At 54.6% G+C, this 26,165-nt stretch carries 22 protein-coding genes, 1 tRNA gene and 1 rRNA gene (1 of these 24 running past the window's edge); 7 read left to right on the top strand and 17 right to left on the bottom strand.

Annotated elements, in window-relative coordinates:
- The 10 genes from BLW97_RS02210 to BLW97_RS02165 form a co-directional block, all read right to left on the bottom strand.
- Positions 1 to 1,294 (bottom strand): 16S ribosomal RNA (locus tag BLW97_RS02210) (it extends 242 nt beyond the left edge of the window).
- Between the two features lie 126 nt (positions 1,295 to 1,420).
- Positions 1,421 to 1,497 (bottom strand) — tRNA-Met (locus tag BLW97_RS02205).
- 150 nt (positions 1,498 to 1,647) lie between these two features.
- The gene (locus tag BLW97_RS02200; protein ID WP_242947655.1) at positions 1,648 to 2,592 is read right to left on the bottom strand and encodes a L,D-transpeptidase family protein; all 945 of its coding nucleotides are present in this window, start codon (positions 2,590 to 2,592) and stop codon (positions 1,648 to 1,650) included.
- 295 nt (positions 2,593 to 2,887) lie between these two features.
- Positions 2,888 to 3,127 (bottom strand): Rho-binding antiterminator, encoded by a 240-nt coding sequence (locus BLW97_RS02195; RefSeq protein WP_075322164.1) that lies wholly within the window; start codon positions 3,125 to 3,127, stop codon positions 2,888 to 2,890.
- Positions 3,128 to 3,133: 6 nt separating this feature from the next.
- A complete protein-coding gene (gene serS / locus BLW97_RS02190; protein WP_075322163.1) occupies positions 3,134 to 4,399 on the bottom strand; it encodes a serine--tRNA ligase in 1,266 nt (421 codons plus the stop codon).
- Entirely contained in the window at positions 4,392 to 5,717 is a 1,326-nt protein-coding gene (locus BLW97_RS02185; protein WP_075322162.1) for a replication-associated recombination protein A, read from the bottom strand. Before BLW97_RS02185 ends, serS begins: the two co-directional genes overlap by 8 nt.
- Before the next feature lie 26 nt (positions 5,718 to 5,743).
- Positions 5,744 to 6,799 (bottom strand): OmpP1/FadL family transporter, encoded by a 1,056-nt coding sequence (locus BLW97_RS02180; protein ID WP_075322161.1) that lies wholly within the window; start codon positions 6,797 to 6,799, stop codon positions 5,744 to 5,746.
- 18 nt (positions 6,800 to 6,817) lie between these two features.
- A complete protein-coding gene (gene lolA / locus BLW97_RS02175) occupies positions 6,818 to 7,492 on the bottom strand; it encodes an outer membrane lipoprotein periplasmic chaperone LolA (protein WP_075322160.1) in 675 nt (224 codons plus the stop codon).
- A complete protein-coding gene (locus BLW97_RS02170) occupies positions 7,464 to 9,794 on the bottom strand; it encodes a DNA translocase FtsK (protein ID WP_075322159.1) in 2,331 nt (776 codons plus the stop codon). The genes lolA and BLW97_RS02170 overlap by 29 nt, the downstream gene beginning before the upstream one ends.
- A gap of 103 nt (positions 9,795 to 9,897) precedes the next feature.
- Complete coding sequence (locus BLW97_RS02165) at positions 9,898 to 11,325, bottom strand: APC family permease (protein ID WP_075322158.1); 1,428 nt, start codon at positions 11,323 to 11,325, stop codon at positions 9,898 to 9,900.
- 209 nt (positions 11,326 to 11,534) lie between these two features.
- Between BLW97_RS02165 and arsH the strand changes: the two genes are divergently transcribed.
- The 3 genes from arsH (at position 11,535) to BLW97_RS02150 (ending at position 13,935) form a co-directional block, all read left to right on the top strand.
- Positions 11,535 to 12,248: an arsenical resistance protein ArsH gene (gene arsH / locus BLW97_RS02160; RefSeq protein WP_075322157.1), complete on the top strand. Its 714-nt coding sequence runs from the start codon at positions 11,535 to 11,537 to the stop codon at positions 12,246 to 12,248.
- A 118-nt stretch (positions 12,249 to 12,366) separates the two neighbouring features.
- A complete protein-coding gene (gene trxB / locus BLW97_RS02155; protein WP_031573736.1) occupies positions 12,367 to 13,335 on the top strand; it encodes a thioredoxin-disulfide reductase in 969 nt (322 codons plus the stop codon).
- A 3-nt stretch (positions 13,336 to 13,338) separates the two neighbouring features.
- Positions 13,339 to 13,935 (top strand): Smr/MutS family protein, encoded by a 597-nt coding sequence (locus BLW97_RS02150; RefSeq protein ID WP_031573733.1) that lies wholly within the window; start codon positions 13,339 to 13,341, stop codon positions 13,933 to 13,935.
- On the opposite strand, the gene BLW97_RS02145 is transcribed toward BLW97_RS02150, so the two are convergent.
- The 5 genes from BLW97_RS02145 to ispD form a co-directional block, all read right to left on the bottom strand.
- Entirely contained in the window at positions 13,923 to 14,129 is a 207-nt protein-coding gene (locus BLW97_RS02145; RefSeq protein WP_010641491.1) for a CopZ family metallochaperone, read from the bottom strand. The genes BLW97_RS02150 and BLW97_RS02145 overlap by 13 nt on opposite strands.
- A 9-nt stretch (positions 14,130 to 14,138) precedes the next feature.
- Complete coding sequence (locus tag BLW97_RS02140) at positions 14,139 to 14,618, bottom strand: heavy metal-responsive transcriptional regulator (RefSeq protein WP_010641489.1); 480 nt, start codon at positions 14,616 to 14,618, stop codon at positions 14,139 to 14,141.
- Positions 14,619 to 14,695: 77 nt separating this feature from the next.
- On the bottom strand, positions 14,696 to 15,784 hold the full coding sequence (gene truD, locus BLW97_RS02135) for a tRNA pseudouridine(13) synthase TruD (protein WP_010641483.1): 1,089 nt from the start codon (positions 15,782 to 15,784) through the stop codon (positions 14,696 to 14,698).
- Positions 15,777 to 16,259: a 2-C-methyl-D-erythritol 2,4-cyclodiphosphate synthase gene (gene ispF / locus BLW97_RS02130; RefSeq protein WP_031573719.1), complete on the bottom strand. Its 483-nt coding sequence runs from the start codon at positions 16,257 to 16,259 to the stop codon at positions 15,777 to 15,779. Before ispF ends, truD begins: the two co-directional genes overlap by 8 nt.
- Positions 16,256 to 16,969 (bottom strand): 2-C-methyl-D-erythritol 4-phosphate cytidylyltransferase, encoded by a 714-nt coding sequence (gene ispD, locus BLW97_RS02125; protein WP_031573717.1) that lies wholly within the window; start codon positions 16,967 to 16,969, stop codon positions 16,256 to 16,258. The genes ispF and ispD overlap by 4 nt, the downstream gene beginning before the upstream one ends.
- 139 nt (positions 16,970 to 17,108) lie before the next feature.
- Between ispD and mfd the strand changes: the two genes are divergently transcribed.
- Positions 17,109 to 20,558, top strand: coding sequence for a transcription-repair coupling factor (gene mfd / locus BLW97_RS02120; RefSeq protein ID WP_075322156.1), 3,450 nt, complete (start codon positions 17,109 to 17,111; stop codon positions 20,556 to 20,558).
- On the top strand, positions 20,555 to 21,667 hold the full coding sequence (gene serB, locus BLW97_RS02115) for a phosphoserine phosphatase SerB (RefSeq protein WP_075322155.1): 1,113 nt from the start codon (positions 20,555 to 20,557) through the stop codon (positions 21,665 to 21,667). The genes mfd and serB overlap by 4 nt, the downstream gene beginning before the upstream one ends.
- Here the strand turns inward: serB and BLW97_RS02110 are convergent.
- Both BLW97_RS02110 and BLW97_RS02105 read right to left on the bottom strand, forming a co-directional pair.
- The gene (locus tag BLW97_RS02110) at positions 21,664 to 22,575 is read right to left on the bottom strand and encodes an AraC family transcriptional regulator (protein ID WP_075322154.1); all 912 of its coding nucleotides are present in this window, start codon (positions 22,573 to 22,575) and stop codon (positions 21,664 to 21,666) included. The genes serB and BLW97_RS02110 overlap by 4 nt on opposite strands.
- A gap of 100 nt (positions 22,576 to 22,675) precedes the next feature.
- The gene (locus BLW97_RS02105; RefSeq protein WP_075322153.1) at positions 22,676 to 23,653 is read right to left on the bottom strand and encodes an SDR family oxidoreductase; all 978 of its coding nucleotides are present in this window, start codon (positions 23,651 to 23,653) and stop codon (positions 22,676 to 22,678) included.
- 327 nt (positions 23,654 to 23,980) lie between these two features.
- Between BLW97_RS02105 and BLW97_RS02100 the strand changes: the two genes are divergently transcribed.
- Together BLW97_RS02100 and gorA are read left to right on the top strand one after the other, a co-directional pair.
- Complete coding sequence (locus BLW97_RS02100) at positions 23,981 to 24,721, top strand: glutathione peroxidase (RefSeq protein ID WP_024894025.1); 741 nt, start codon at positions 23,981 to 23,983, stop codon at positions 24,719 to 24,721.
- A 61-nt stretch (positions 24,722 to 24,782) separates the two neighbouring features.
- On the top strand, positions 24,783 to 26,132 hold the full coding sequence (gene gorA, locus BLW97_RS02095) for a glutathione-disulfide reductase (protein WP_075322152.1): 1,350 nt from the start codon (positions 24,783 to 24,785) through the stop codon (positions 26,130 to 26,132).
- The last annotated feature ends 33 nt before the right edge of the window (positions 26,133 to 26,165 follow it).

The raw sequence follows: 26,165 nt of genomic DNA, 5'->3' as shown, positions 1-26,165 counted from the left end.
CTACGACGCGCTTTCTGGGGTCTGCTCCACCTCGCGGCTTGGCTTCCCTCTGTACGCGCCATTGTAGCACGTGTGTAGCCCTGGACATAAAGGCCATGAGGACTTGACGTCATCCCCACCTTCCTCCGGTTTGTCACCGGCAGTCTCCCTAGAGTGCCCGGCCGAACCGCTGGCAACTAAGGACAAGGGTTGCGCTCGTTGCGGGACTTAACCCAACATCTCACGACACGAGCTGACGACAGCCATGCAGCACCTGTGTTCTGATTCCCCGAAGGGCACTCCCGCATCTCTGCAGGATTCCAGACATGTCAAGCCCAGGTAAGGTTCTTCGCGTTGCATCGAATTAAACCACATGCTCCACCGCTTGTGCGGGCCCCCGTCAATTCCTTTGAGTTTTAACCTTGCGGCCGTACTTCCCAGGCGGAATACTTATCGCGTTAGCTACGACACTCAGTACGCTTGGCACCAAACATCTAGTATTCATCGTTTAGGGCGTGGACTACCAGGGTATCTAATCCTGTTTGCTCCCCACGCTTTCGTGCCTCAGCGTCAGTATTGGGCCAGGTGGCCGCCTTCGCCACTGATGTTCCTCCAGATCTCTACGCATTTCACCGCTACACCTGGAATTCCACCACCCTCTCCCATACTCTAGTACACCGGTTTCCACCGCCATTCCCAGGTTGAGCCCGGGGATTTCACGACAGACCTAATGCACCGCCTACGCACCCTTTACGCCCAGTGATTCCGATTAACGCTTGCACCCCCCGTATTACCGCGGCTGCTGGCACGGAGTTAGCCGGTGCTTCTTCTTGGATTCACGTCAACAGCAGGCGTTATTAGCACCCACCTTTTCGTCCTCCACGAAAGAACTTTACAACCCGAAGGCCTTCTTCATTCACGCGGCATTGCTTCGTCAGGGTTGCCCCCATTGCGAAAAATTCCCCACTGCTGCCTCCCGTAGGAGTCTGGGCCGTGTCTCAGTCCCAGTGTGGCTGGTCGTCCTCTCAGACCAGCTACCGATCGTCGCCTTGGTAGGCCTTTACCCTACCAACTAGCTAATCAGACGTAGGCTCCTCTTCCAGCGCGAGGTCCGAAGATCCCCCGCTTTCCCCCTCAGGGCTTATGCGGTATTAGCCCAAGTTTCCCTGGGTTGTCCCCCACTCAAAGACAGATTCCTACGCATTACTCACCCGTCCGCCACTCGTCAGCATCCGAAGACCTGTTACCGTTCGACTTGCATGTGTTAGGCATGCCGCCAGCGTTCAATCTGAGCCAGGATCAAACTCTTAAGTTCAATCCATACAATTTCTTCAACTTCTGCCATATTCAGTACGATAATTCGCATCCAAATACAGCCTGGGCCTAAACCCCACACATCTCCACTCGGCTTTTAAAGAACGAAACTGCATACTGCGAATCTTGGTAGCGGGGGTAGGATTTGAACCTACGACCTTCGGGTTATGAGCCCGACGAGCTGCCAAGCTGCTCCACCCCGCAACAGGGTCGACAATCATACTGGGTAAGTTAATTTACTGTCAATACCTAGTTGCTTTGTCGCTCTCTTTCAGGACCGTTGCCCCGTCGAGAGAGCGCACTATACATGCGGGTCTGGGGGTGTGCAAGCACTTTTTTTGAATGTTTTGTCCTTCATGATTTCGGCGTATTTCCAATGGTTACCGGTGCTGGTGGTGGTGTGGCAGTATTTGCATTGTCGCCATAGGGGGCAAAATCATAGGATTGCGCGCTTAACTGGTCTGCCACCGTCTGCAGGTCAGGCGTATTAATATTGATGGCTACAGGAACGGTATTTGGTTTCTGCACCAGATTGATGACTCGCTGCCAGTTGATAGTCCGGCCCTGATGCTGACTGCTACTGAATGCGGTAATGGCATCCACGGCACGCTGCTGGTTATTTCCGCCCTTATGATAGGTTTCAACCGGTTCAAAGCTTTGCAAGTACAGGTTTCCGTTACCATTACTACCCACAACGTAGGGCTGGTCGATGGTTCTGACCGGGGTACCGACCTTGACCATCTTGAATAACTGCACTTCGTTTTCAGGATACACATGAAAACAACCATGACTGACACGCATCCCTACACCCCAGGGCTTGTTGGTCCCGTGGATGAATATTTGTGACCAGCCGGTTTCGAGGGCCAGCTCGCCCATTGGGTTATCGGGACCTGCCGGGAAAAACGCCGGGATGGGTTCTCCCGCTTTGGCATGTTCTTCCTGGATATTTTTCGGGACTGTCCAGGTCGGGTTTTTCACCTTGGCGATGATTTTTGTGCTCCCCACCGGATCCGGCCAGTTGGGTCGGAATATACCTACCGGAAAGGTGTACACGACTTTCTGATCTGCCGGAAAATAGAACAGGCGGCGGGCCGGTATATTGATAATAATGCCCTGCCAGGGTTTGGGCGGCAGAACATATTCAGTCGGCACCAGCACCCGGGTGCCAGCACCGGGCAACCAGGGATCCACACCCGGATTGGCCGCCCGGATTTCGTTATAACCAACGTCGTAATGGCGGGCGATGTCGAGCAGGGTATCCTGATGACGTGCCAGGACCACCCGCAGCTGACCAACCATATTGCTTCCAGCTGGAGGGAGAGGAAATTCGGCTGAAAAGGCGCAAGTTGTATCCAGCAGCAAAGCGCCACACAGCATAAACCTAAAAACGGCATTTGCCGTGGGTGCTTTGCCGCGACTTTTGTTCTGAGCCGTTGTTGTTCTTGGCGAAATCCTGCGCCCGTCAGGAGAGCTGTTTGAGCCTGAAGGGCGAGTTCTCTCCTGACAGCATGATGAGCCATAGAACAACAGGCGAGGAACAACGGAGCAAAAAGCACCCACGGTAACTGCCGTTTTTAGGATAAAACGAATGAGCTTAATGTTCATGAAGAAAGGATTCCTGAAGATGATCGATGAGGGTGAGATCAATAACTTGTTCTTGATGAGTACGCCGTAGCTTGAGCCACTCGCGCCCGTCAGCGGTCCAGACATCCAGAATTTGTCCCTTCATCTGACTGCCATCGCGCATTTGCAGGACTACCGATTTATGTTGCAGGGCTGCCAGCTCCAGAGTGCTGTGCAAGGCACAGCTAACGGGCACATAGGGGTCGCGCATCGATTTTTATGCTCTGAGTATTTCCATGCCGCCCAGATAGGGGCGCAGGACTTCGGGAATATGCACACTCCCATCAGCCTGTTGATGATTTTCAAGCAAGGCCACCAGGGTCCGGCCAATGGCGAGACCAGAACCATTCAGGGTGTGCACCAACTGCGGCTTACCATCCTCACCACGATACCGGAGCTGCAGGCGACGGGCCTGAAAGCTTTCAAAATTGCTGCAGGAGCTGATTTCCCGATATTGACTTTGACCCGGCAACCACACTTCGAGGTCATAAGTCCGGGCCGCACTAAAACCCATATCTCCCGCACACAGAGCCATTACCCGGTAAGGCAGTTCCAGTAATTGCAATATTTTTTCGGCATGCCCGGTGAGTTCTTCCAGAGCGGTAGCAGAATCTTGGGGGCGGACAACCTGCACCAGCTCTACCTTGTCAAATTGATGCTGGCGAATCATGCCCCGGGTATCGCGGCCATAAGCGCCGGCTTCACGCCGGAAACAGGGGGTGTAAGCACAAAATTTCTGGGGAAGCGTACTGACGATTTCACCGCGCAACAGGTTGGTCAGGGGTACCTCGGCAGTCGGTATCAGGTAATAAGGATCATCGCGCAGGGCAAAAAGATCTTCTTCAAACTTGGGTAATTGTCCGGTGCCGAACAGAGATTCGGAATTCGCCAAAAAAGGCGGAGCAATTTCCGTGTAGGCATGGGCAGTGACGTGCAGGTCCAGCATAAACTGGGTCAAAGCCCTTTCCAGTCGGGCGCCCAGGCCACGTAACACGACAAAGCGGGCGCCGGCCAGGCGCACCCCTGCTGCAAAATCGAGAATACCCAATGCCTCACCCAGGTCCACATGATCTTTGGGGGTAAATGAAAATTCGCGAGGCGTTCCCCAATGCCTTAGCGGTACGTTATCGGCTTCATCACGTCCATCAGGGACGGAAGACTGGGGAATATTGGGCAAGCTGCTGACCAGCGCCTCCCATTGCTGCAGGACGATTTCCAGAGACTGCTCCAGGGCCTTGATGGTTTCTCCATACTGCCCTGCCGCATTTTGCATCGCCGTGGTATCCAAGCCTTGCCGGCGCGCCTGGGCAATTTCACGAGAGGCCTCATTACGCGCGTTGCGCTGTTCTTCCATCTGAATTTGCAACGATTTTCGCTGTTGATCCAGGGCGGTCAAGGCAGACACATCGAGCTTGAAATGACGACGGGCCAATCCAGCAGCAACAGCTTCCGGTTCATTGCGCAGCAAATTAGGGTCAAGCATTCGGGGTTTTCTCTTGAGTAGTTGAACGATAGGCGCGAATCCAGCGCAGGCGCTCCTGAATACGCGTTTCCAGGCCACGTTCGCTGGGATCATAAAAACGGGTTCCGATCAGCCTTGCCGGAAAATATTCCTGATTGGGGGCAATAGCATCCGGATAATCGTGATCGTATTGATATTCTTTGCCGTAATCCAGTGTTTTGAGTAATTTGGTCGGGGCATTGCGCAGATGCAGGGGGACCTCCTGGCTGGTTCCCGCTTTCACCAGGGCCTGAGCCTTGTTCCATGCCGTATAAACCCGATTACTTTTGGGACTGCTGGCCAGGTAAACCGTCACCTGGGCCAGGGCCAGTTCACCCTCGGGACTACCCAGAAACTGATAGGCGTCCCTGGCTGCCAAAGCCATTTCCAGCGCCCGGGGATCGGCGAGACCCACATCTTCTGAGGCCATCCTGACCAAGCGCCGGGCCAGATAGAGAGGATCGGCACCACCATCCAGCATTCTTGCCAGCCAGTACAGGGCAGCGTCAGGATCAGAACCCCGCAGGGATTTATGAAAAGCCGAGATTTCGTCGTAAAAGGCTTCGCCACCCTTGTCAAAACGGCGCCAGCTTTGCCCGGTTGAGGCAATCAGCACCTGGGCCGTGATCTTGACGGCATCCTCATGCCGCTCGGCAAGTTGTACGGCCAGATCCAGCAAATTGAGAAGCCGGCGGGCGTCCCCATCTGCAGCCTGTAGCAGGCCCTGTCGCAACTCCGGGGGAAAATCAATGGAGATGGCGCCAAGGCCCTGGATTTCATCACTCAGCGCCCGCTCCAGAATGTGCGCCAGATCGGTGACATCCAGAGCCTTGAGTACATAAACCCGTGCTCTGGAAAGCAGCGCGTTGACGAGAGCGAAACTGGGATTTTCAGTCGTGGCCCCAATCAGGATGATAACGCCTTCTTCCACATAGGGAAGCAGGGCATCTTGCTGAGCTTTGTTAAAGCGATGAATCTCATCAATAAAAAGAACGGTATCTTGCCCCTGAGCCCGGGTCTGCTCGGCGCTGCTGATGGCGGCGCGGATTTCCCTGACGCCACTGTTAACCGCCGAAAGAATTTGAAACTGACACCCGGCTGAGCGCGCCAACAACTGGGCAAGGGTGGTTTTACCCGTGCCCGGAGGCCCCCATAAGATCATGGAATGGAGGTGCCGGGAGCGCAACATGGCACGCAGTGGACCGTTATCGCCTAAAAGATGCTTTTGACCGACATAATCTTCCAGGCTCCGGGGTCGCAGTCGCGCCGCCAGAGGCCGGAGATCATGCGTGGTACTCAAGCAGGAAGCTCCGTTGCTGCCCTGACTCAAAAATTCCGGGAAATGGCCGCACCAAAATTAAAGGTACTGGCTTTGTAAGTGCCCGCATAGGGACCGGCATAGGAAGTCGTATTACCGGAAAGCGCATAGGAAGCGCCGAGATCGTACTGCCAATGTCCCAGTCCAATACCTAATCCGAAGGACAGCAAATTACTGCTGGGTGCTGGTGCGGCGGCCTGAATACTGCTGCCATCAGTGGGGCTGTCTTCATGGGCGAGACCACCACGCAGAGCCAGGTACTGACTGAAGTGGTAGCTTAAACCCAAACGATAGGCAAGCGCCGATTTCCAGCCCAAATTGCCGTAACCCGGCAGGCGGGTATTACTCCAGTCATTCCAGTCTACATCCAGTTCCGTAGCAAAAGCCGGCGTAAAGCGGTAACGTACACCGGCCTGAAGGCGGCTGGGCAGACTGATGTCTCCTTCCAAATTGGCCGTTGAGCGATAACTCAAACCGGCATTAAAAGTTTCGGTAGTGTAAAATAAGCCAACATTGCCACCCACACCACCGCCATTACCTGACTTTTCAGGGAAATTGGCGCTCAGACTTTGATAATAATCCACCCCCGCACCAATGCTTAAATTGGGCAGGATCATATAGGCCACACCGGGATTGATGTCGATGATGCGCAGATCATTTTTATCGGGGGTGGTCTGTGACGTTCCAAAAGTCCCTGCAGGCCAGGTTGAATTGATGCCGTAAGGAGATGTAATGCCCAAGCCAAGCGCCAAAGGCAGGTCGTTGAAACGGTGGGTTACAAACAAATTGGGCATAATCAGGAGATTATTGCTGGCACCCTCACCATTTCTTTTATAGCTGGGTTCTGATGCTACCACGTCCAGGCTGGCGCGCGTCCCCGGGAAAAACACCATATCTGCTGGATTAACCGCAAAACTGCTGACGGGGCCGGCATCGGCTACCGTGGCTCCCGCTTCGGAAAGTCCCACCACCGATGTGGGCACCGCAAATCCTGATGCCTGGGCCTGCACGCTGACGAAAACTCCCAAGGCAAGCAGGGTCAAAGCAATTTTGGCATTACGCATGAACGACTCCAGAAAAGTTTATTGCGAAAGAACATCTACTCCGGCCGGAGTCGTAAACTGGAACTCATGGCTGGGAATGGCATGATTAATTTCTACATGCGTGAAATGCAGGACAGTCTCCTGCTGGAAGGCATCTTCCATACGCATTTCCTTCAGGATTCCTGCAGTATCAAAGCCCAGGCGCAACGCAGTAAAACCCTGGTCCTGACCATTTTTAGGCCGCAGCAACAACCAGTGAAGCTGATTTTTGACACCCAGATCGCTGATGTTGAAACGCTGACTCAAGTCATCATTTCCGGCAATTAATGCAGCGGGAGTGGATCCCAGCGCCTTGCCCAAAGGTTGAACGGTTACCTGTTGCAGGGCGGGCTCATACAACCAGACCTTCAGCCCGTTGGAAACTATGGTCTGTCCATTGGGGCCACTATAATCCCAGCGAAATTTACCGGGCCGGAAAATCCACAAGGTACCGCCGGCTTTTTTGACAATCTGACCATTATGGTTAGCCACTTCCTGGCTGAATTGCGCGGTAATGGTGTGCGTACTCTGAAAAAAATGATGCAACATATCCAGACCGGAGGCGGCATTCGCCCAGGCACTCCAGCTCAGCAAGCAGGCCGCGCCCAGTATTTGCAAATAGCGTGAAACACTACGCCGCTTTAATTCAATCACGACTGGGTGGTGCTGCTGCATAAATTTCTCTGCTCCCGTTACTTTGCAAAGGGCCAACAACACCCACTCTTTCCATTTCTTCGATCATGCGTGCGGCGCGATTATAGCCTACCTTCAGTTGGCGCTGCACGTAAGAAATGCTGGCCTTGCGACTGGTGGTGACAATAGCCACCGCCTGATCGTAAAGGGGATCAGCATCTTCACCTCCGCCACCATCGATATCCTCACCATCTATACTTTCACCACCCTGTAAAATGCGCTCATCATATTGGGGTGCGCCCAACTGGCGTAAGGATTCCACTACGCGATGGACTTCGTCATCACTCACAAAGGCGCCGTGCACGCGCTGGGGATAGCCGGAACCCGGCGGCAGATACAGCATATCCCCCTGGCCCAGCAGGGTTTCTGCACCCATCTGATCGAGAATGGTGCGTGAGTCAATGCGGGAAGAAACCTGAAAGGCAATACGGGTTGGGACATTGGCCTTGATCAGGCCGGTGATTACATCTACAGAAGGACGCTGGGTAGCCATAATCAGATGCAATCCTGCCGCTCTGGCTTTTTGGGCGAGCCGGGTAATCAGCGTTTCCACCTGCTTGCCGACTACCATCATCAAATCTGCAAATTCATCGATAATCACTACAATAGCCGGCAACTTGCTCAAGCTGACAGGTTCGCCATCCAGATCCTTATCGGGACCCGGCAGAGGATGTCCTGCACTCAGGGCCTCCTGGACTTTTTGATTATATCCGGCCAGATTGCGCACCCCGACAAAAGCCATCAGCTTGTAACGTCTTTCCATTTCGGCCACACACCAGCGCAGCGCATTGGCCGCCTCTTTCATATCGGTGACCACCGGCGCCAACAGATGGGGAATACCCTCGTAAATGGACAATTCCAGCATTTTGGGATCAACCATGATAAGGCGTACCTCTTCAGCAGTCGCTTTGAAGAGGATGCTGAGAATCATGGCGTTGACACCCACCGATTTCCCCGCGCCCGTAGTGCCTGCTACCAAAAGATGCGGCATTTTGGCGAGGTCAGCCGAAACAGGCTGGCCACCAATATCCTGGCCCAAAGCCAAAGTCAGAAAACTTTTACTGTGGCTAAAACCGGAGCTGGAGAGAATTTCAGAAAGTCTTACTGTGCGTCGCTTAGGGTTGGGCACCTCAATGCCCATGGTCGCCTTACCCGGAATCGCTTCCACTACGCGTACCCGGGCTGCCAACACCCGCGAGAGATCCTTGCTGAGCCCAGCCACCTGACTCACCTTGACACCGGGAGCGGGCTCAATTTCAAAGCGGGTAATTACTGGGCCGGGATTGGCAGCGACTACCGAGGCCTGGACACCAAAATCCGCCATTTTCTCTTCCAGCATGCGTGACTGCTGGGCGAGTGTTTCTGGATCCAGTTGTCCCGTGGGATCCATAGGATCTGCCGGATCCAAAAGCGCTAGATCGGGAAGACCATCAGCCCGAGGCGGGCCGACCGGTGCCGGTAGCGGCATCTGCCGGGTATTTTTAGCTGCTGATGAAGCAGTCATTGGACGCGGTTTTTTCGCCGCAAAAAAACCGGGGGCTTTCTCAACAGCGGGTTTTGCTTTTTCCGGAATAGCTGCCGGAAGCGGCGCAGAAACCTTGGGTTGCGACTGGCCTGTCTGCCGCCGCGAGAAGCGGGGTAGCGGCAAACGCGCGAACAAGTTCAGGCCACTCAGCCGGTTCGATTCCTGCTGGAATTTTGCCAGCATTTCCCGTGGCCCAAGGCCCGTCAGTAAAAACAGGCCGAAGACAAATACTGCAAAAAACAGCAATGCACTTCCACCGGAACCAATGAGAGGCTCAAAGAACTGAGCAATTTCCTGGCCCACGATACCACCGGCAAGGGTTCCTGTGACCGACCACCAGGCAGGTGGCCAAACTATCGCCAAAAATGTCATCAAGCCCAAAAAAATGGCCAGCCCCCCCACCGGGGCAAGACGTCGGCCGGGTCGTTGGCGAAACCAGTGATTCCAGAGTTGCGCGACCCACCCGATCAACGCCAGAGGGAGCAACCAGGCCGACATCCCCAAAAACTGCACCAGAAACTCTGCCAGATAAGATCCGGCCTCTCCTCCCCAATTTTGTACAGCCTCGCCTTTACCACTGTTGAACCAGCTGGGATCTGCAGGAGAAAAACTCAGCAGGGACATGGCCATGAAAAGGGCGATGGCCAGCATGACCAGTAACAGGGCTTCACGGCGCCAGGATTTTCCGGGCATGGCTTTGGATGGCCCGGCCGGGGTCGGTCGGGTGGTTCGGGAGGCATTACGGGCAGCAGAACTCATGATCGCAAGCTAAACGAGGCATACGCCAGTGTCAAGCTTCAGGAGCATAAGAAACACTTACAAATGCCGCTGTTAGCGCTTCATAATGAAGCATTCGGAGAACTCATTGCGGGTCGCGAACAGTACCCAGATGGTGCCGATGATCGGGATGAATGCGGCCATGAATCCGGAACACATAGGCCAGAACCAAAAGAGCAAAACCCAGCCAGGCGGCCAGCGACCAGTCCAGTGGATAGGCCAGCGGGACGATGGATTCATATAACACCCACCAGAACAGACCGGTGGCCACGACCGGCAGGAGAAAATGATAGAACAGACGTGTGCTGGTTCCTTCGTGATCCGCATGGGCCAGACGCATCAAGGACACATTCATGAAAGTATGTGCGGTGACCAGACCAAACAGGACCGCCGTGGTCAGAACATTAAAGCCATTACTGGCCCCAAATACGGCGACGGCCAACACCGCAACAAAAATGGTCAGCCCGGTAATGACCGAAATGCTGCGTTGTGGAGCCTGGGTATTGCTGACCTGGGCAAAGCGTTCGGAAATCAGCGCATCGCGACCAATGGCAAATAATACCCGGGAAGAGCTGTTCAGCAAGGCAAGACTATCGGCCATGGCACTATTAATGGCGAGAATGACCAGCGCCATGCCACCCACCGGGCCAAGATAACGCAGAAATACGGTCACACCCGGCGCGTCGGCATGAGCAAAACTCGCCATATCGGCGGGACCCCAGCCAACGGTCAAGGCGTAGGCAGAAAGCACCAGCGCTGCGCCCACCAGCGTTAAAGACAGTAATGCCGCCTTACCGATGAGCCTGCCACGCTGAGTTCGGGGTCCGCGCACTTCCTCGCCGAGGGGCGTGTGGCTGCCTATCCCGATAAAACTGGTGATGGCGAAAATCATACCCATGGCCACGCCTTTGAAACCATCGGTCGGAATACTAAACGGGGCCAGAGGATGCACGGGTGCCGCTTTGACAATAATAAGCATGGACGCCACTACCAGAAACGCTACTTCCACAAAACTGGTAATGGCCACCACGCGAATACTGGGGCGAATCCCGGAAATACTGAGTAACCACGGAATACCAATGAAAAACACAATAGATACCAACCAGAACCAGGCAGGTAAGGGATAACCCAGACTTTTTGCCAGCCCCGGCAGAAATACCCCACCCACATAAACCGGAATAGCAGCAACACTGAGCAACTGGTAGAACACCACCATGAAACCGGTCAGCAAGGCTGGTCTGGCCCCCAGACCAGCCGCCACATAGGCGTAGTATCCGCCGGCTGAAGCCCGATGCTTGCTGAGGTGATAAATAGTGTTCATTTCGATGAACATGAGCGCAAAGGCCCAGAGGTAGGACAGGGGTAGAGCCACCAGCGCAAAGGCCGCACCCGCCGTCATGAAGGCCACCACATCACAGGTGGGCGCCATACCGGAGATGCTCTGGCTGATCAGCCCCCAGAGACTGACCACATCCACTTGCAGGGTTTCGGGAGCGGCGGATGCTTTTTCCATAACTACAACCTTTCTATTTGCAACTTTGTTGCATTATTGCCAAGCGCAAACCTTACTGTCAACTATGCAATTTCTGGACACCAAAAACCATCAAAACAAACCCGCGAATAATACTTGTAGTATTGACAAATAGCCGACACTCATCAACACTGCTTACAAAATGTGTAGGCATTTATCATTTGCCGAGCTGTTCATCATGGAGAACTGTTGTGTCTGATGATCTTCCCAACATCACCGAGAGCCTGCTGCAGCAACCGGATATAAACCGTCTGACCGGTACTGCGGCCACTCAACATCCGCCTCGTATATTGCTGCTCTATGGCTCCAATCGGGAAAAATCCTACAGCCGGCTGCTGACCCTGGAAGCAGAGCGACTATTACGCCATTTTGGGGCGGACACGCGGGTATTTCATCCCAGTGGCTTACCGCTGCCCGATGATGCGCCCGCAACCCACCCCAAAGTCATTGAGTTGCGGGAGCTGGTAGAATGGTCGGAAGGGCAGGTTTGGTGTTCACCCGAACGGCATGGCGCAATGACCGGAGTATTCAAGTCACAAATCGACTGGATTCCGCTGAACTCCGGAGCAGTAAGACCGAGCCAGGGAAAAACCCTGGCATTGCTGCAGGTTTGCGGAGGCTCACAATCCTTTAACACGGTTAATCAGATGCGCATTTTAGGGCGCTGGATGCGCATGATCACCATACCGAATCAGTCCTCGGTGCCCAAAGCCTTTCTGGAGTTCGATGAGGCAGGACGCATGAAACCCTCTGCCTACTATGACCGGGTGGTGGATGTGATGGAAGAATTGATGAAATTCACCTTACTGACGCGAGGTCAAAGTGATTACCTGACAGACCGATATTCCGAACGCAAGGAATCTGCTGAGGAGTTATCGCGAAGAGTGAATCAGAAAGAAATATAAATGATGAAAACGGCCCGCAACCGATAACAGCGTGGCGGGATAAATTCACCCTGCATTTGTTACAGGCCTTCCCGGTTGATGTTAAACTGAATCCACACCCTGACTGATGAGGAACCCGATGAGCGACTCCAAAAGCATCATTGATAGCAAACACGCCCGATTAATGATTCTGGGTTCAGGCCCCGGTGGCTACACGGCTGCCATTTACGCAGCGCGGGCCAATCTCCAACCCCTGCTGGTGCAAGGGATGGAGCCTGGTGGTCAATTAATGACAACGACCGATGTAGACAACTGGCCTGGTGCTGCAGAGGGCATCATGGGTCCGGAACTGATGCAGGAACTGGAAAAACAGGCACGGCGCTTTGATACGGAAATGGTGTTTGATCATATTCATAAGGCCGACCTGAGCCAGCGACCCTTCCAACTCAGTGGGGATCAACACAATTACACCTGTGATGCCCTGATTCTGGCGACTGGGGCCTCTGCCAAATATCTGGGTCTGCCCAGCGAAGAAAAATTTCGCGGCAAAGGCGTTTCAGCTTGCGCCACCTGCGACGGCTTTTTCTATCGTAAACAGGATGTCGCAGTCATCGGCGGTGGAAATACGGCCGTCGAAGAAGCGCTTTATTTGAGCAATATTGCCAAGCATGTCACAGTAGTCCATCGTCGCAATAAGTTTCGTGCCGAAAAAATCCTGCAGGACAAGCTGATGGCCAAGGAAAACGTGACCATCATCTGGGATCATGCCGTAGATGAAGTGCTGGGCGATCAGTCGGGCGTCACCGGACTGCGGATCAAGCATATAGAAAACGGTAATACCCAGGACCTAGCTTTGATGGGGGTATTTATTGCCATTGGCCATAAACCCAACACCGACATTTTCAAGGGACAACTGGAAATGGATGCAGGTGGTTACCTGATTACCCGTGGCGGGCGTGACGGGATGGCTACAGCAACCAGCATTGAAGGCGTTTTTGCCGCCGGTGATGTCCAGGATTATGTGTACCGGCAAGCGGTCACCAGCGCCGGAACGGGCTGTATGGCGGCTCTGGATGCAGAACGCTGGCTGGAGCAACAGGAGGATTGAAGCATGAGACGGCGGCGACCACCCAAGACAACACCGGTATCGCTCGCCGTCCATCCTGCTGAAAAGGCTTGCTTTGAAGAAGCCATGGCAGATGTAAAACGCTTTCCGGCGCCGCCCATCCCCGCACGACCCAGCCCCCCGGCACCTTTGCCCTTGCAACGGCAAAAAGACGAACTAGCCGTGCGGACGGCGCTCAGTCGCACATTGAATAGCGACGAAATCCTGGAAGCAGGAGATGAATGGCTCTATTTGCAGCAGGGGCAATCTCCTGCTCTCCTCAGGGATTTACGCAAAGGGCGTTTCCGGATCCAGTCCAGGCTGGATTTACATGGTTGCACGGTTGAAGAAGCCCGACTCGAACTGGCGGCCTTTTTGCACGAAGCCCAGCAGTGGCGCTGGAATTGCGTGTGCATTGTGCATGGTAAAGGGTTGGGTTCCCCGGGACGCATACCAGTACTGAAAAGACTGGTAGGTGGTTGGCTGATGAAGCACCAGGAGGTCCTGGCTTTTACTCAGGCCCGTCCCGGAGAAGGCGGGGGCGGGGCCTTGCAGGTATTGCTCGGCTGGCGCCGCCACCAACATCGTAATTATCGGACTTGAGCCGTATAGCCTTCGCTTTCAATGGCCTGAACTAATGCCTCAGTGTCCATGGAGTCACCCTCCACGGTAGCGCTGTTAGCGTCAAGATGTACTGCAACAGTCTGTACCCCGGGTACTGCCCGAAGTGCTTTTTCTACAGCAGCCACGCAGTGATTGCAGGTCATTCCCTGAACAGACAATTCAATCAGTGCCATATGCTTTACTCAACGCTGGGCAACGCTACGCGGTGCGGAAGGATCCCGACTCACATCCCAGCGCCGGCGAACAGCCATGTCACCTTCCGCCTCGGCCAGGGAGGCCAGAATAGGGCAATTGTCTACTGAACCATGGCCGGGGCAACGCTCTGCCTGGATAGCCAGAGCGCTACGCATTCTCTGCAGATCTGCAATTTTGAAATCAATCTCTGCAATTTTCTGTTCGGTCAGCGCCTTCACATCGCCCATGTCATTTTCGGTGCTGCTACTGATGTCCAGCAACTCTTTCACCTCTGTCAGGGAAAAACCCAGATTCTGGGCGCGGCGGATAAAGCGCAGACGCGACTCGGCGTGACTATCATAAAGACGATAATTGGATTGGGTGCGCTGTACCGGCTGAATCAAGCCAATACGCTCGTAGTAACGCAATGTTTCTGCAGCCAGCCCAGCTTCACGGGCCAAGCGACCTATTGTTACAGGTGTATCCATCTTGTCTCCCTCCTTATATTGCTTATATTGACTGAATTTTCACGCTCCACACGTATAGTGTCCTCATTCTAAAGCATCTAGTCAACACAAAGGTCAAGCCTATCGGCGCGAACTTGCTCATGGCCCAGTAATGCTTCAATACAACTGGTTGCAAATACGCCCGCAGGTAGCGAAAACTCCAGAATCAGGGTGCTGGCATCCTGCCAGTGGTATTGCAGCGAATCCGGACGCGCACGCAGGGCGCGGCGGGCAGCGTCCACGTCCTGCGCGGCTAATTGTTGTGGCCAATGACGGATATTACCCAAAGTCTCTGACTCCTCGGGCAAGGCATCCAGGGCCTGCTTTTCTACGAGGGCAGCCTGATTTTCAGGAGAGAGCCCTCCCCGGCCCGGCAGGGGTCCACTGGGGTGCACATCCCACTCTGCAGAACGCTGCTGCAAGCTCTCCTGCTCATTAGCCTGGGCCAGAAAAATGCTATGCGAACCATTTAATTGCACAATTTCTCCCGCCAAGAGAACATTCCAATTATTTTGGCGTACCCGTTCGGCCAGCACCTGATTAAAAAGTGCAGAGCGCGCCGCTGACAGCAGTAGGCCACGTTGATGACGATCCATTTTGCGCGCTGTACCGGACAACAGGCGACTGACCTCCTGCAAATTACGGTGGCCAAAGCGTTGCGCTCCAAAATAATTGGGAAAGCCCGTTTTTTGCAAATGCTGCAAACGCGTCTCCCACAAAGCTGGTTCGCCCTGACAATGGCGCAAAACCAGGCGAAAATGATTTCCCTTGAGCACCCCCCTGCGGAGCTTGCGGTCATGGCGGGTCATCTCCAGAAAATGGAGATTTTCACTTTCCAGGCTCAGCCAATCCGGCGTTGTCCCGGCTTGTACCGGCACGGAAAAACTCTGTCGGGTAATGGCGTGCCGATCTTTCATTCCCGCATAACCCACATCACGCACGGGGATGCTGGCAAGTTGTGCCAGTCGTTTGGCTACTTCCTGGGTATTCAGTCCGCGCTTTTCAATGAAAAACCAGTAATGCGACCCCGTACCGGAAGGCGTAAAAGGCAGCATTTCCGTAACCTGAAAATCCTCTTCCGTCGATTTGAGTTCGGCTTCCAGCAGGACATCCACATGCGGATAAATGCGTGGGAATAATTCAGACATGTTGAATCAAGGTCACGGCGTGGGCAGCGATTCCTTCACCCCGACCGGCATAACCCAGCTGCTCAGTCGTCGTCGCCTTGATGTTGACCGCATCCTCAGAAACCTGCAGATCTTCGGCAATGTGCGCGCGCATTTGCGGTATATGGCTCGCGAGTTTGGGTCGCTGACAAACAATAGTGGCATCCACATTCCCGACCGAAAAGCCCTTTTCCTGAATCAAAGCATGACAATGCCGGAGCAAAAGACGGGAATCGGCGCCGGCAAAACGTGCATCCGTGTCGGGAAAATGGCGGCCAATATCTCCCAATGCTGCGGCACCCAGCAAGGCGTCACAAATGGCATGCAGCAAGACGTCCGCATCGGAGTGCCCGGCCAGACCCCGCTCATAGGGAATCTTGACCCCTCCGAGTATCAACAGGCGCTCGGGAACCAGAGCATGCACATCAAAACCATGACCAATACGCAGCTGCATCATTTCTCCTCGTCACGGGCCGCCAGGATGGCTGCGGCCAAAGCCAGATCATCTCCCAGGGTAATCTTGATATTATCCCCATGCCCCTGAATCAGACGCGGACGCCAACCCTGAAGCTCCATCGCCGAAGCTTCATCGGTAATGGGCATTGCGGCACCCTGAGCAGATTGCAGAGCTGCAAGCAATGCTGCCAGGGGGAAAGCCTGAGGTGTTAAAGCCCGCCATAACCCTTCCCGATCCACCGTACCCAGGGAAAGGCCGTCTTTTTCGCGCTTGAGGGTGTCGGCAACCGGAATTCCCAGCAATGCCCCCTGCGGTGATTCTCTCAGACTATCCAGCAAATTGCCCAGGTCTTCGGCGCGCAAACAGGGTCGTGCAGCATCATGTACCAGCACCCAGTCCTTATCGGCAGCACCAGCTTTCCGCAAGGCCTCCAAACCGCGACGCACGGAATCAGCTCGTTGCTTCCCGCCTCTTACAGGGGCCAAAGGCAACGCCAAATCATCGCTCAACAAGTCCCGCCAGACTCCGCTTTCCAGATCCTCACCCGGCAACACCAACTGCACTCCGGATATCCGCTTTTCGTGCAGAAAAATGTTCAGGGTATGCGCAAGAACAGGCTGCCCGCGCAGCAAAACATATTGTTTAGCCTGGGTTCCACCAAAACGTTGGCCCCGCCCTCCGGCTGGAATAATGACCCAGATCCGCTCCATCAATTTTCCTCAACTTATGGATTTCAGACGCAGTATCCGCAGTCTATACAGCAGGCGCAAGCGTTTCAGCTTTTGCAGTTTGGGCACGGGCACCTTACACTAGGCTCCCTGAATTTGCTGATATGATATCCCGGATATTTTGGACTTTCCTCTCGCTTTGGGCCCTGCCCCCCGTGCAGGTAATGCACGCAGTTTCAGCCATGTTTTCGGAGCCGCAGATTGCTGGCTGGCAGCCGAAATGCTCCGCAAATGGAAAAAACCTCTGTTGGTGCTCCTGCCCAATCCCCGTGATCTGGAAGAATGGCAGCGCGAGTGGTCATTTTTTGCGCCGGATCTGGATGCGCCCCTGATTTTCCCGGATCGGGAAATTTTGCCCTATGATCGTCTGGCACCTCCGGCTGATGCGACCGCCACCCGTCTCGCGACATTGGCGGCCTTACCCAATTGGCGTGGGCTGTGTCTGGTCCCTCTGGCGGCCGCTCTACAACGTCTTCCGCCCAGGAGTTTTCTTGATCAACATGCCTTTGTACTGGCGGTGGGAGACAACCTCCAGCCCGAGCGCTTTCGACAACGCCTGATTGATGCGGGCTACCGCAATGTCAGCGAAGTTTCCGAACCCGGAGAGCTCGCCTGGCGCGGCGGCATTATTGACCTGTTTCCCAGTGGTAGCCCGCTGCCCTACCGGATTGAGTTATTTGACACCCAGGTAGAAAGCATCCGGGCATTTGATCCGGAAACCCAGCGGACTCTGGAGAAAGTATCCAGGGTATCCCTGCTGCCGGCGCGCGAAATTCCTGTAGATGCCGCAGCACTGAATGAATTCCGCAGCCAGTTTCGGGCCAAATTCAGTGGTGACCCGCAACGTGCCGAAGTCTATCGAGCGGCAAGTCGCGGACAGGTTCCCCAGGGAGCAGAGCATTACCTGCCTCTGTTTTTCCCGGAAAGCAGCCATCTGCTTACCCATTTTCCTCCGGACGGGATCATTTTCATGCCCCCCGGTCTGGAAAGCGCCAGCCAGCAGATTCGCCACGACTGGCAGGAACGCCATGAAGAGCGGGCATACGACACCAGTTATCCGATTTTGCCACCAGACGCACTTATTTTGACGCCTGCCGAATGGGAAACAGCACTCCAGAGTCGTGCACAGGTGCATGGCGAGGTAGAAGGCCCCGGTGCAAGCCTACCCTGCGGACCACTACCAGCCCTGCAGGGAAACAGCGAAACACCCCTGTCCGCACTGGAAACTTTTCTGCGTCTCCTCCCCCAGCAGGGCCGCGCCCTGATTGCTGCAGAATCTCCGGGCCGTCAGGAAGCGCTGTCTGAGCGCCTGAACAAAGCGGGTTTAGGTGCCACCCGCCTGAAAAACTGGCCGGATTTTCTCCTGTCCACAGAAAAAATCGCCATTACCGTAGCCCCTCTGGAGCGCGGTCTGCTGCTGAAAGAGAAAAATCTGGTCCAGCTTGCACTCATCTCGGAAGCGCAGATTTTCGGTGACCGGGTATTTGCGCAAAGACGAAGTGCGCAGGTCCGCCAACGTCATGTGGAAGGCATGGTTCGCGATCTGGGCGAACTGCAGCCCGGCGATGCGGTCACCCACGAGGAATATGGCATTGGTCGTTTTCAGGGGATGAGTACCCCTTTTGCGGCGCAAGGCGATGTCAACGAATATGTGGTGCTGGAATATGCCCAGGGAGATTTGGTGTATGTCCCGGCAGATCATCTGGATCGCATTGCCCGTTATGTGGGAAACGGGGCCGTTGAGCCCGTTCTATCCCGCCTGGGCAGTCCGCATTGGGATAAGGCTAAAACCAGAGCGCGGGGAAAAGCCATTGATGCAGCCAGTGAGCTGCTGGACATATACGCCAGACGAGCGGCCCGCCAGGGCCGTGCTTTTGCAGCTCCAGATGAGGCTTATTGGGACTTTGTTTCCCGTTTCCCCTTTGAAGAAACGCCCGATCAACAACAAGCCATTGACGCCGTCATTGCCGACATGATCAGCCCGCATCCCATGGATCGTCTGGTTTGTGGTGATGTAGGGTTCGGCAAAACCGAAGTGGCGTTGCGGGCAGCCTTTCTGGCCGCCCATGGCGGGGCACAGGTCGTGGTTCTGGTACCGACCACTTTGCTGGCTCAGCAGCACTATGAAAACTTTCAAAACCGTTTTGCCGGAATACCGCTGCGGATCGAGGTCCTGTCCCGTTTTCAGAAGGGCAAAACCCACAAGGAAATCCTGGCCGCCACCCAAGCCGGAGACGTCCGGATTCTGATCGGAACCCATCGCCTGCTCCAGAAAGATGTGGCTTTTAAAGACCTTGGCCTATTGATTCTGGACGAGGAGCACCGCTTTGGTGTGCGGCAAAAGGAGCAGATCAAGGCCCTGCGTGCCGAAGTGGATATTCTCACCCTGACGGCCACGCCTATTCCCCGCACCCTGAATCTGTCCCTGGCCGGATTGCGGGATTTATCCATCATCGCCACTCCACCCCAGCGTCGGCAACCAGTACGTACTTTTGTGCAGATCTGGGAAGACGCTGTGGTCGTCGAGGCCTGTCAGCGCGAATTACATCGGGGCGGACAAATTTATTTTCTGCACAATGAAGTACGGGATATCGAACGCATGGCCAGCAACCTCAAGCGTCTGCTTCCCGAAGCCCGGCTCCGGGTCGCCCACGGGCAAATGCCTGAAGGCGAGCTGGAGGCGGTCATGCTGGATTTTTATCATCAACGCTTCGATATTCTGCTCAGCACCACGATTATCGAATCCGGCATCGACAATCCCCACGCCAATACCATACTCATCAATCGCGCCGATAAATTTGGTCTCGCGCAACTCCACCAGCTCCGGGGCCGGGTGGGACGTTCCCATCAACGGGCCTATGCGTATCTGTTTACCCCCGATGTACGCGCCATGAGTGATGATGCCCGGCGCCGCCTGGATGCCATTCAATCTCTGGAAGATCTGGGGGTCGGCTTTGCCCTGGCCAGTCATGATCTGGAAATTCGTGGAGCCGGTGAACTTCTGGGCGAAGAGCAAAGCGGGCACATGGATGAAGTGGGTTTCACGCTCTTTATGGAATGGCTCAACGACGCAGTTGCCGCCATCCGTGCGGGCAAGGACCCCCGCAGCCTGGCCGAACAACGCGCCAGCGGACCGGAAATTCATCTGAATACGGCGGCACTGATTCCCGACGATTATCTGCCCGACGTGCACTTGCGTTTGCAACTATACAAGCGCCTCAGCGATGTCCGCAGTGATTCCGCCATTGGTGAAATCATGGTGGAAATGATCGACCGATTCGGGCCGTTGCCAGACCCGACTAGAACCTTGCTGTGCCAGACCCAGCTCCGCCTCCTGGCCAGCCAAATCGGCATTGATCAGATTGATGCCGGACCTTCCGGAGCACGCCTGCAATTCGCCCAGGAAAATCAGGTATCCCCGGAAAAAATCATTGCGCTTATTCAGCGTCCGCACAGTGTCTATCAGCTGGATGGCGGCCAACGCCTCAGAATTCGCCAGGATTTACCCGACGGCGAGGCACGCTGCCAAAAGATCATTCAACTCATTGAACCATTAAGGAGTAATGCATGAGCAGCACGCGCCTTGCCATATTGAGTCCCGCCGGACGTGGCCCCATGACTTTACCCTCCAGCATGGGACAATTTGTTCATAGTACGGAAAGCCATCAGGAACTGTGGGGATGCTGGCTACAAAGCTGGAATTTACCGGTTGCCGTCAGCGAAATTGCGCCGTTTCTGGATGAATTATCGCGGCAGGCCTTGCATCAGCAAAGAGAAGTTTTCTGGTCCCCCATGTCCAGTGTAGACAGCGTCTCCCGTATGGTATTGCGCGGCGCCGCGCAGCCCGAGGCGCTGCGCCGTGCATTGACGACCCTGCATCTTCAGAACAGCATGCCTGGCCGCATACTCCATGCCCAGGGCGATAGCCTGGCCATTGCCATTCACGGTCCTCATGGTCCGGTTCCTGCCGCCAATCGTGCCTTGGCCGACGCTCTGGAAGGCATCCAGCTTGATCTGGCCATAACACCACTCTGGGAAGCTGGTCACTTTAAGCTGTTGTTGACCGACATGGACTCCACCTTGATCAGCATTGAATGTATTGATGAAATGGCGGATCACCTGGGTCTCAAGCGGCAGGTTGCCGCCATTACCGAACGCTCCATGGCGGGTGAACTGGACTTTCAGACCTCCCTGCGCGAGCGGGTGCGTTTGCTCCAGGGCACACCCGCCAGCACTATCGACGCCATCATTCGCGAACGCCTGCAACTGAGTCCAGGCGCCCGGGAACTCATCCAGGCGGCCAAGTCTCGGGGTCTGGAAACCGGTGTAGTTTCCGGTGGATTCACCCAGTTTACCCGCCATCTCCAGGAAATGCTGGATCTGGATTATGCCTTTGCCAATACCCTGGAGATTGTCGATGGTAAAATCACCGGGCAGGTTTTGGGTGATATTGTCGATGCCAACGCCAAGGCCGACCTTCTCGATTTGCTGGCCATCAGTGCCGGAACCGATGCCAGTTACTGCATTGCCATTGGCGATGGTGCCAATGATCTGCCGATGTTACGCAAGGCAGGTGTGGGTATTGCCTATCATGCCAAGGCGGTTGTCCGCGCCCAGGCCGATTTTCAGATTCGCTATGGCGGACTGGATACTGCAGCGCATTTTCTTGGCTGGTTCTAAATGGAACCACCCCGAGCATACCTTTCCGGTGGACAGCCCATCCGACGTTTGAAAGCCACGCTGAAGGCACTTTCAGATTCGTAACCCAACGCGTAGGCTATGCTGGCAACGGATTCTTGCCTGCGCACAAGTCGATCAGCAGCGAGCTGCATACGCCAACTGGTGAGATATTCCATAGGTGCTTCGCCAACAGTGGCTTTGAAGCGTTTAGCGAAACTGGAACGAGACAAACCAGCGTGTTGCGCAAGCGCCAACAGGGTCCAGCGATAGCCTGGGTCAGCATGTAGGACGACCAGCGCCGCGCCGATATGGCGATCAGCCAAGGCGAACAACCACCCTATTCCCTGTTCAGAACCATCAGCCAGGAATAGGCGCAAAGCTTGTATCAGCAGCATCTGCGCAATGTGGCCAGCTAATAACTCGCCACCGGGCTGTGGTTCACGGAGCTCCTGCATCAAACGCTCTATCGACTGACGCAAAGCAACACGGTCTGACTCTTCGCGTACCTGTATCACAGGCGGCAACAGGCTAAGCAGCAGATCAGCCTGTGGATCTATAAACTCAAAATAACCGCCCACGCCGCTACATTCTCCCCCGCCGTTGAGAGTAATCACGGCCCCCATCTGCGTATCGGAAATCAATGTCATTACGTCCTGCGCTGGCACATCTGCATCGCTGCCAAAACGGAATGCTAGATCACGCGGCAGCAGCACGCAGTCACCAGCCGTCATCGCAATCGGCGAATTTTTGCCGTCAACCCACAACCAGCAACGTCCTGTAGTCAGTGCGTAGCACTTGATTCCCGGGCCAGATGGAAAATCCAGTGCCCAACGGCCGCCCGCGTCAAGACCGCGAGATGCATAGCTCTGCGGTCGGAGCAAAGACAGCATATCCGAAAGCGGGTCCATGAATTACCTCGGGACCGATAGCCCGATAAATGGAGTATGGCGCAACAAAGGTGAATACCAAACAGAAGCGTTAATGCTCATACTATGCCTGAACCTCGAATCAGTCGCGGAAATAATCGCTGGCTTCAAGGTCTTTGAGCAATAACGGCCCGCGCGGTTGCCAACCCAGCTGTGCGCGTGTCCAACTGCTGGAGCTAGGATTATCCAACGCCATAAACGGACCCAGCCACCCGAACTGCTTTTTTGCTCCTTCAGAAGTCACCGACTTCACTGGCAGGCCCAGCCGTTGGCCAATCATGCCGGCGATGTCAGACATGGCAACACCCTCTTCTGCTACACCATGATAACGGGCACCAGCTGTACCTTTTTCCAACGCAAGCCTGAACAGCTTTGCCGCGTCGTCACGATGCACAGCAGGCCAGCGATTGCGTCCATCTCCAACGTATCCCATCATCCGCTTTTTACGCGCCGTCTGGATTATCTGCCGCATTAGCCCGTTGTCGCCAGCGCCGTGCACGGTGGGTGACAACCGGACAATTGATGTGCGCACACCACTGTCTGCCCACCTTTCGAGCACAGTCTCGGTGATGGCACGTCCATAGCCGGGGGAAGCCGGATCCGGTCCATCCGCCTCTACACCAGGCACATTACGCATAACACCGGCGGCAGCCAAACCCAAAGTACCAAACGTGGCGACCAGCGGGCGGTTCGAGCCCTGCAAGACGGTGCTCATCGCATCAATGGCGCGCCGGTCGGCGTCACTGACGACTTTGAGAAAGCGCTGTACGATTCTATCCGGTGTGCCGCCAGCCAATATATACAGGCAGCTACGCCAAGAGACACTAGATAATCCATGCATGAAAGCGAGATGAATCACACCATCAGACCCTGCAGCAGCTGCGCGCAGACTATCAAGATCATCCAGATCACCCTGATGTGGCTCAATTCCTTGCCTTCGTAGTGCCACCGCCTTCGCGCTGGTGCGGGCTAGCCCGACCACTGTGTGGCCATTTTCCTTCAATTCACGTGCAACCGCCGTACCTATGAAACCCGTCGCGCCAGTAATAAATACACGCATACCAAGAGACTCCCTGATGACAATCATACCCTGTAAATATAAGTTGCACTGCCTGGGCAAACCATTTGCGGGACACCGTAGTTTTTTCGCGATCGTCCTGCATCATGACAACTTGGACTGAAGAACATCTACTACACCCACGCCCATAAAAGGCAGTTGGACGAGGCAACAAGAAACACCAGCTTTACCAAGAGAGTTAGCTTATATTCAGGTGAGTCAGGGGCGTCAGCAAAATATATTGCACATTTTTTAGACTTATTCTATTATTGTTCATAGTGCAGAACACATCGTGATGCATTGTTTCCACAACCGCACAAGGAGATCGTTATGAAGCTTACCAGTATGGAAGGTAAATCGGTTCCACAAGCCACTTTTCGCACCCGCGTCGACAACCAATGGCGGGATATGAGCAGTGACAGCCTCTTCAAGGACAGAACCGTCGTGGTATTTTCATTGCCCGGTGCTTACACCCCGACCTGTTCTTCCAGCCATCTGCCCCGTTACAACGAATTGGCTCCGACCTTTCGGGAAAACGGTGTGGATGAAATTATCTGCCTTTCAGTGAACGATGCTTTTGTGATGGATGCCTGGGCCAAAGAACTGGGCGTAGAAAATATCCGCCTGATTCCCGATGGGAATGGGGATTTTACCCAGGGTATGGGTATGCTGGTAGACAAAAGCGATTTGGGATTTGGTAAGCGTTCCTGGCGCTACTCCATGCTGGTCAAGGATGGCGTCATTAGCAAAATGTTTATCGAGCCTGACAAACCCGGTGATCCCTTTGAAGTCTCCGACGCGGATACCATGTTGCGTTACATCAATCCCGAGGCCAGGGATCCGGAATTTATCACCGTATTTACGCGTGAAGGTTGTCCGCACTGCGCCCGGGCCAAAGCCCTGTTAAAAGAACGTAATATGGTTTTCGAGGAAATCCACACCGGCATGGGGACGGGCATCAGCTCGCGCAGTATTCGCGCAGTCAGTGGCCGCTCGACGGTACCCCAGGTGTTTATTGGCGGACGCCATATTGGTGGTGCAGATGATCTGGAGAAGTTTTTAGGTAAATAAATTTGTATTAACCTGAATCCAGAAAGCCGGAATAAACGCAGCAAAACAAGGAGAAACCAGCGTGAACCAGGATTATGATTTAATCGTCATTGGCGGCGGCAGTGGCGGTATTGCCACGGCCAACCGGGCAGCCAGCTATGGGGCCAAAACTGCATTGATCGCAGCAGGACCACTGGGAGGCACCTGCGTCAATGTCGGTTGTGTGCCTAAAAAAATCTTCTGGAATGCTGCTCACCTGGCCGAACAAATGAGGATGGCAGAAGACTATGGTTTTGATGCGGTTGCCTCCAGTTTTCATTGGGAACGGCTCAAGGCCAAAAGAGACGCTTATATTGATCGTCTCAATGGCCGCTATGCACAGGGACTGGATGGTAATGGCGTTACCTTGATTCGTGGACATGCGCGTTTTCATGACAAAAACCAGGTGGAAGTAGACAGTAAGATTCTGCGTGCCCCGCACATCCTCATCGCTACTGGTGGCCAACCCACCTGGCCGAATATTCCTGGTGCCGAGCTGGGTATCAGTTCGGACGGTTTTTTTGAGTTGGAAAAGGCTCCACGCTGTGTCGCCATTGTCGGAGCCGGTTATATTGCCGTGGAACTGGCTGGCGTTTTGCATGCTTTGGGCAGTGATGTATCACTGCTCATGCGTCGCAAGCATTTTCTGAATGATTTCGAGCCGATGCTCCGTGAACATCTGATGGAGGCCATGCTCCACCAAGGCATCAATTTGCTGGCCCAGCGTCAGGTGCATGAGCTGGAAAAACGCCCTGATGGTTTATGCCTGCACTTTCAGGATGGAGACTGCCTGGGCGGACTGGATGCCGTCATTTGGGCGATTGGCAGACGTCCAAACAGTGCAGAACTGGGGCTGGAAAATGCCGGCATCAGCTCAGACGCAAACGGATTCATTCCCGTGGATGCTTTCCAAAACACCACTGTTCCTGGCATTTATGCGTTGGGCGACGTGACCAGCGCTCCCGCCCTGACCCCGGTGGCTATTGCTGCCGGGAGAAGACTGGCGGATCGCTTATTCAACCAGCAGCCCGAACGCCACCTGGATACCACGCTGGTGCCGACGGTAGTCTTTAGCCATCCCCCCATCGCCACGGTAGGCCTCAGCGAAACGGCCGCGCGGGAAACTTACGGGGATGAAGCCGTCAAGGTGTATCAAACCCGTTTTACCCCGATGTTGCGGGCATTTTCCGAAGACCCTGAAAAAACCGCCATGAAACTGGTGACCGTAGGACGGGAAGAAAAAATTGTCGGTTTGCATGCCATTGGCGATGGCGTCGACGAAATGTTGCAGGGTTTTGCAGTGGCTTTACGCATGGGCGCCAGCAAAAAGGATTTTGACGATACGATCGCCATTCATCCCACCAGCTCGGAAGAGTTGGTCACTTTACGCTGAAAAGTTAAAAAGGCAGATCTGACTGACGATCTG

Source organism: Acidithiobacillus albertensis (assembly GCF_001931655.1).
Lineage (GTDB): Bacteria > Pseudomonadota > Gammaproteobacteria > Acidithiobacillales > Acidithiobacillaceae > Acidithiobacillus > Acidithiobacillus thiooxidans.
Note: the sequence above shows the minus strand (reverse complement) of the source record. Positions and strands in the feature narration are given on the sequence as shown.

Bases quoted from the DNA above. Each gene is read 5' to 3' on its own strand.
- BLW97_RS02200 (WP_242947655.1), bottom strand. From the start codon at position 2,592: ATGGTTGGTCAGCTGCGGGTGGTCCTGGCACGTCATCAGGATACCCTG.
- BLW97_RS02195 (WP_075322164.1), bottom strand. From the start codon at position 3,127: ATGCGCGACCCCTATGTGCCCGTTAGCTGTGCCTTGCACAGCACTCTG.
- serS (WP_075322163.1), bottom strand. From the start codon at position 4,399: ATGCTTGACCCTAATTTGCTGCGCAATGAACCGGAAGCTGTTGCTGCT.
- BLW97_RS02180 (WP_075322161.1), bottom strand. From the start codon at position 6,799: ATGCGTAATGCCAAAATTGCTTTGACCCTGCTTGCCTTGGGAGTTTTC.
- lolA (WP_075322160.1), bottom strand. From the start codon at position 7,492: ATGCAGCAGCACCACCCAGTCGTGATTGAATTAAAGCGGCGTAGTGTT.
- BLW97_RS02170 (WP_075322159.1), bottom strand. From the start codon at position 9,794: ATGAGTTCTGCTGCCCGTAATGCCTCCCGAACCACCCGACCGACCCCG.
- BLW97_RS02165 (WP_075322158.1), bottom strand. From the start codon at position 11,325: ATGGAAAAAGCATCCGCCGCTCCCGAAACCCTGCAAGTGGATGTGGTC.
- trxB (WP_031573736.1), top strand. From the start codon at position 12,367: ATGAGCGACTCCAAAAGCATCATTGATAGCAAACACGCCCGATTAATG.
- BLW97_RS02150 (WP_031573733.1), top strand. From the start codon at position 13,339: ATGAGACGGCGGCGACCACCCAAGACAACACCGGTATCGCTCGCCGTC.
- BLW97_RS02145 (WP_010641491.1), bottom strand. From the start codon at position 14,129: ATGGCACTGATTGAATTGTCTGTTCAGGGAATGACCTGCAATCACTGC.
- BLW97_RS02140 (WP_010641489.1), bottom strand. From the start codon at position 14,618: ATGGATACACCTGTAACAATAGGTCGCTTGGCCCGTGAAGCTGGGCTG.
- truD (WP_010641483.1), bottom strand. From the start codon at position 15,784: ATGTCTGAATTATTCCCACGCATTTATCCGCATGTGGATGTCCTGCTG.
- ispF (WP_031573719.1), bottom strand. From the start codon at position 16,259: ATGATGCAGCTGCGTATTGGTCATGGTTTTGATGTGCATGCTCTGGTT.
- ispD (WP_031573717.1), bottom strand. From the start codon at position 16,969: ATGGAGCGGATCTGGGTCATTATTCCAGCCGGAGGGCGGGGCCAACGT.
- serB (WP_075322155.1), top strand. From the start codon at position 20,555: ATGAGCAGCACGCGCCTTGCCATATTGAGTCCCGCCGGACGTGGCCCC.
- BLW97_RS02110 (WP_075322154.1), bottom strand. From the start codon at position 22,575: ATGGACCCGCTTTCGGATATGCTGTCTTTGCTCCGACCGCAGAGCTAT.
- BLW97_RS02105 (WP_075322153.1), bottom strand. From the start codon at position 23,653: ATGCGTGTATTTATTACTGGCGCGACGGGTTTCATAGGTACGGCGGTT.
- BLW97_RS02100 (WP_024894025.1), top strand. From the start codon at position 23,981: ATGAAGCTTACCAGTATGGAAGGTAAATCGGTTCCACAAGCCACTTTT.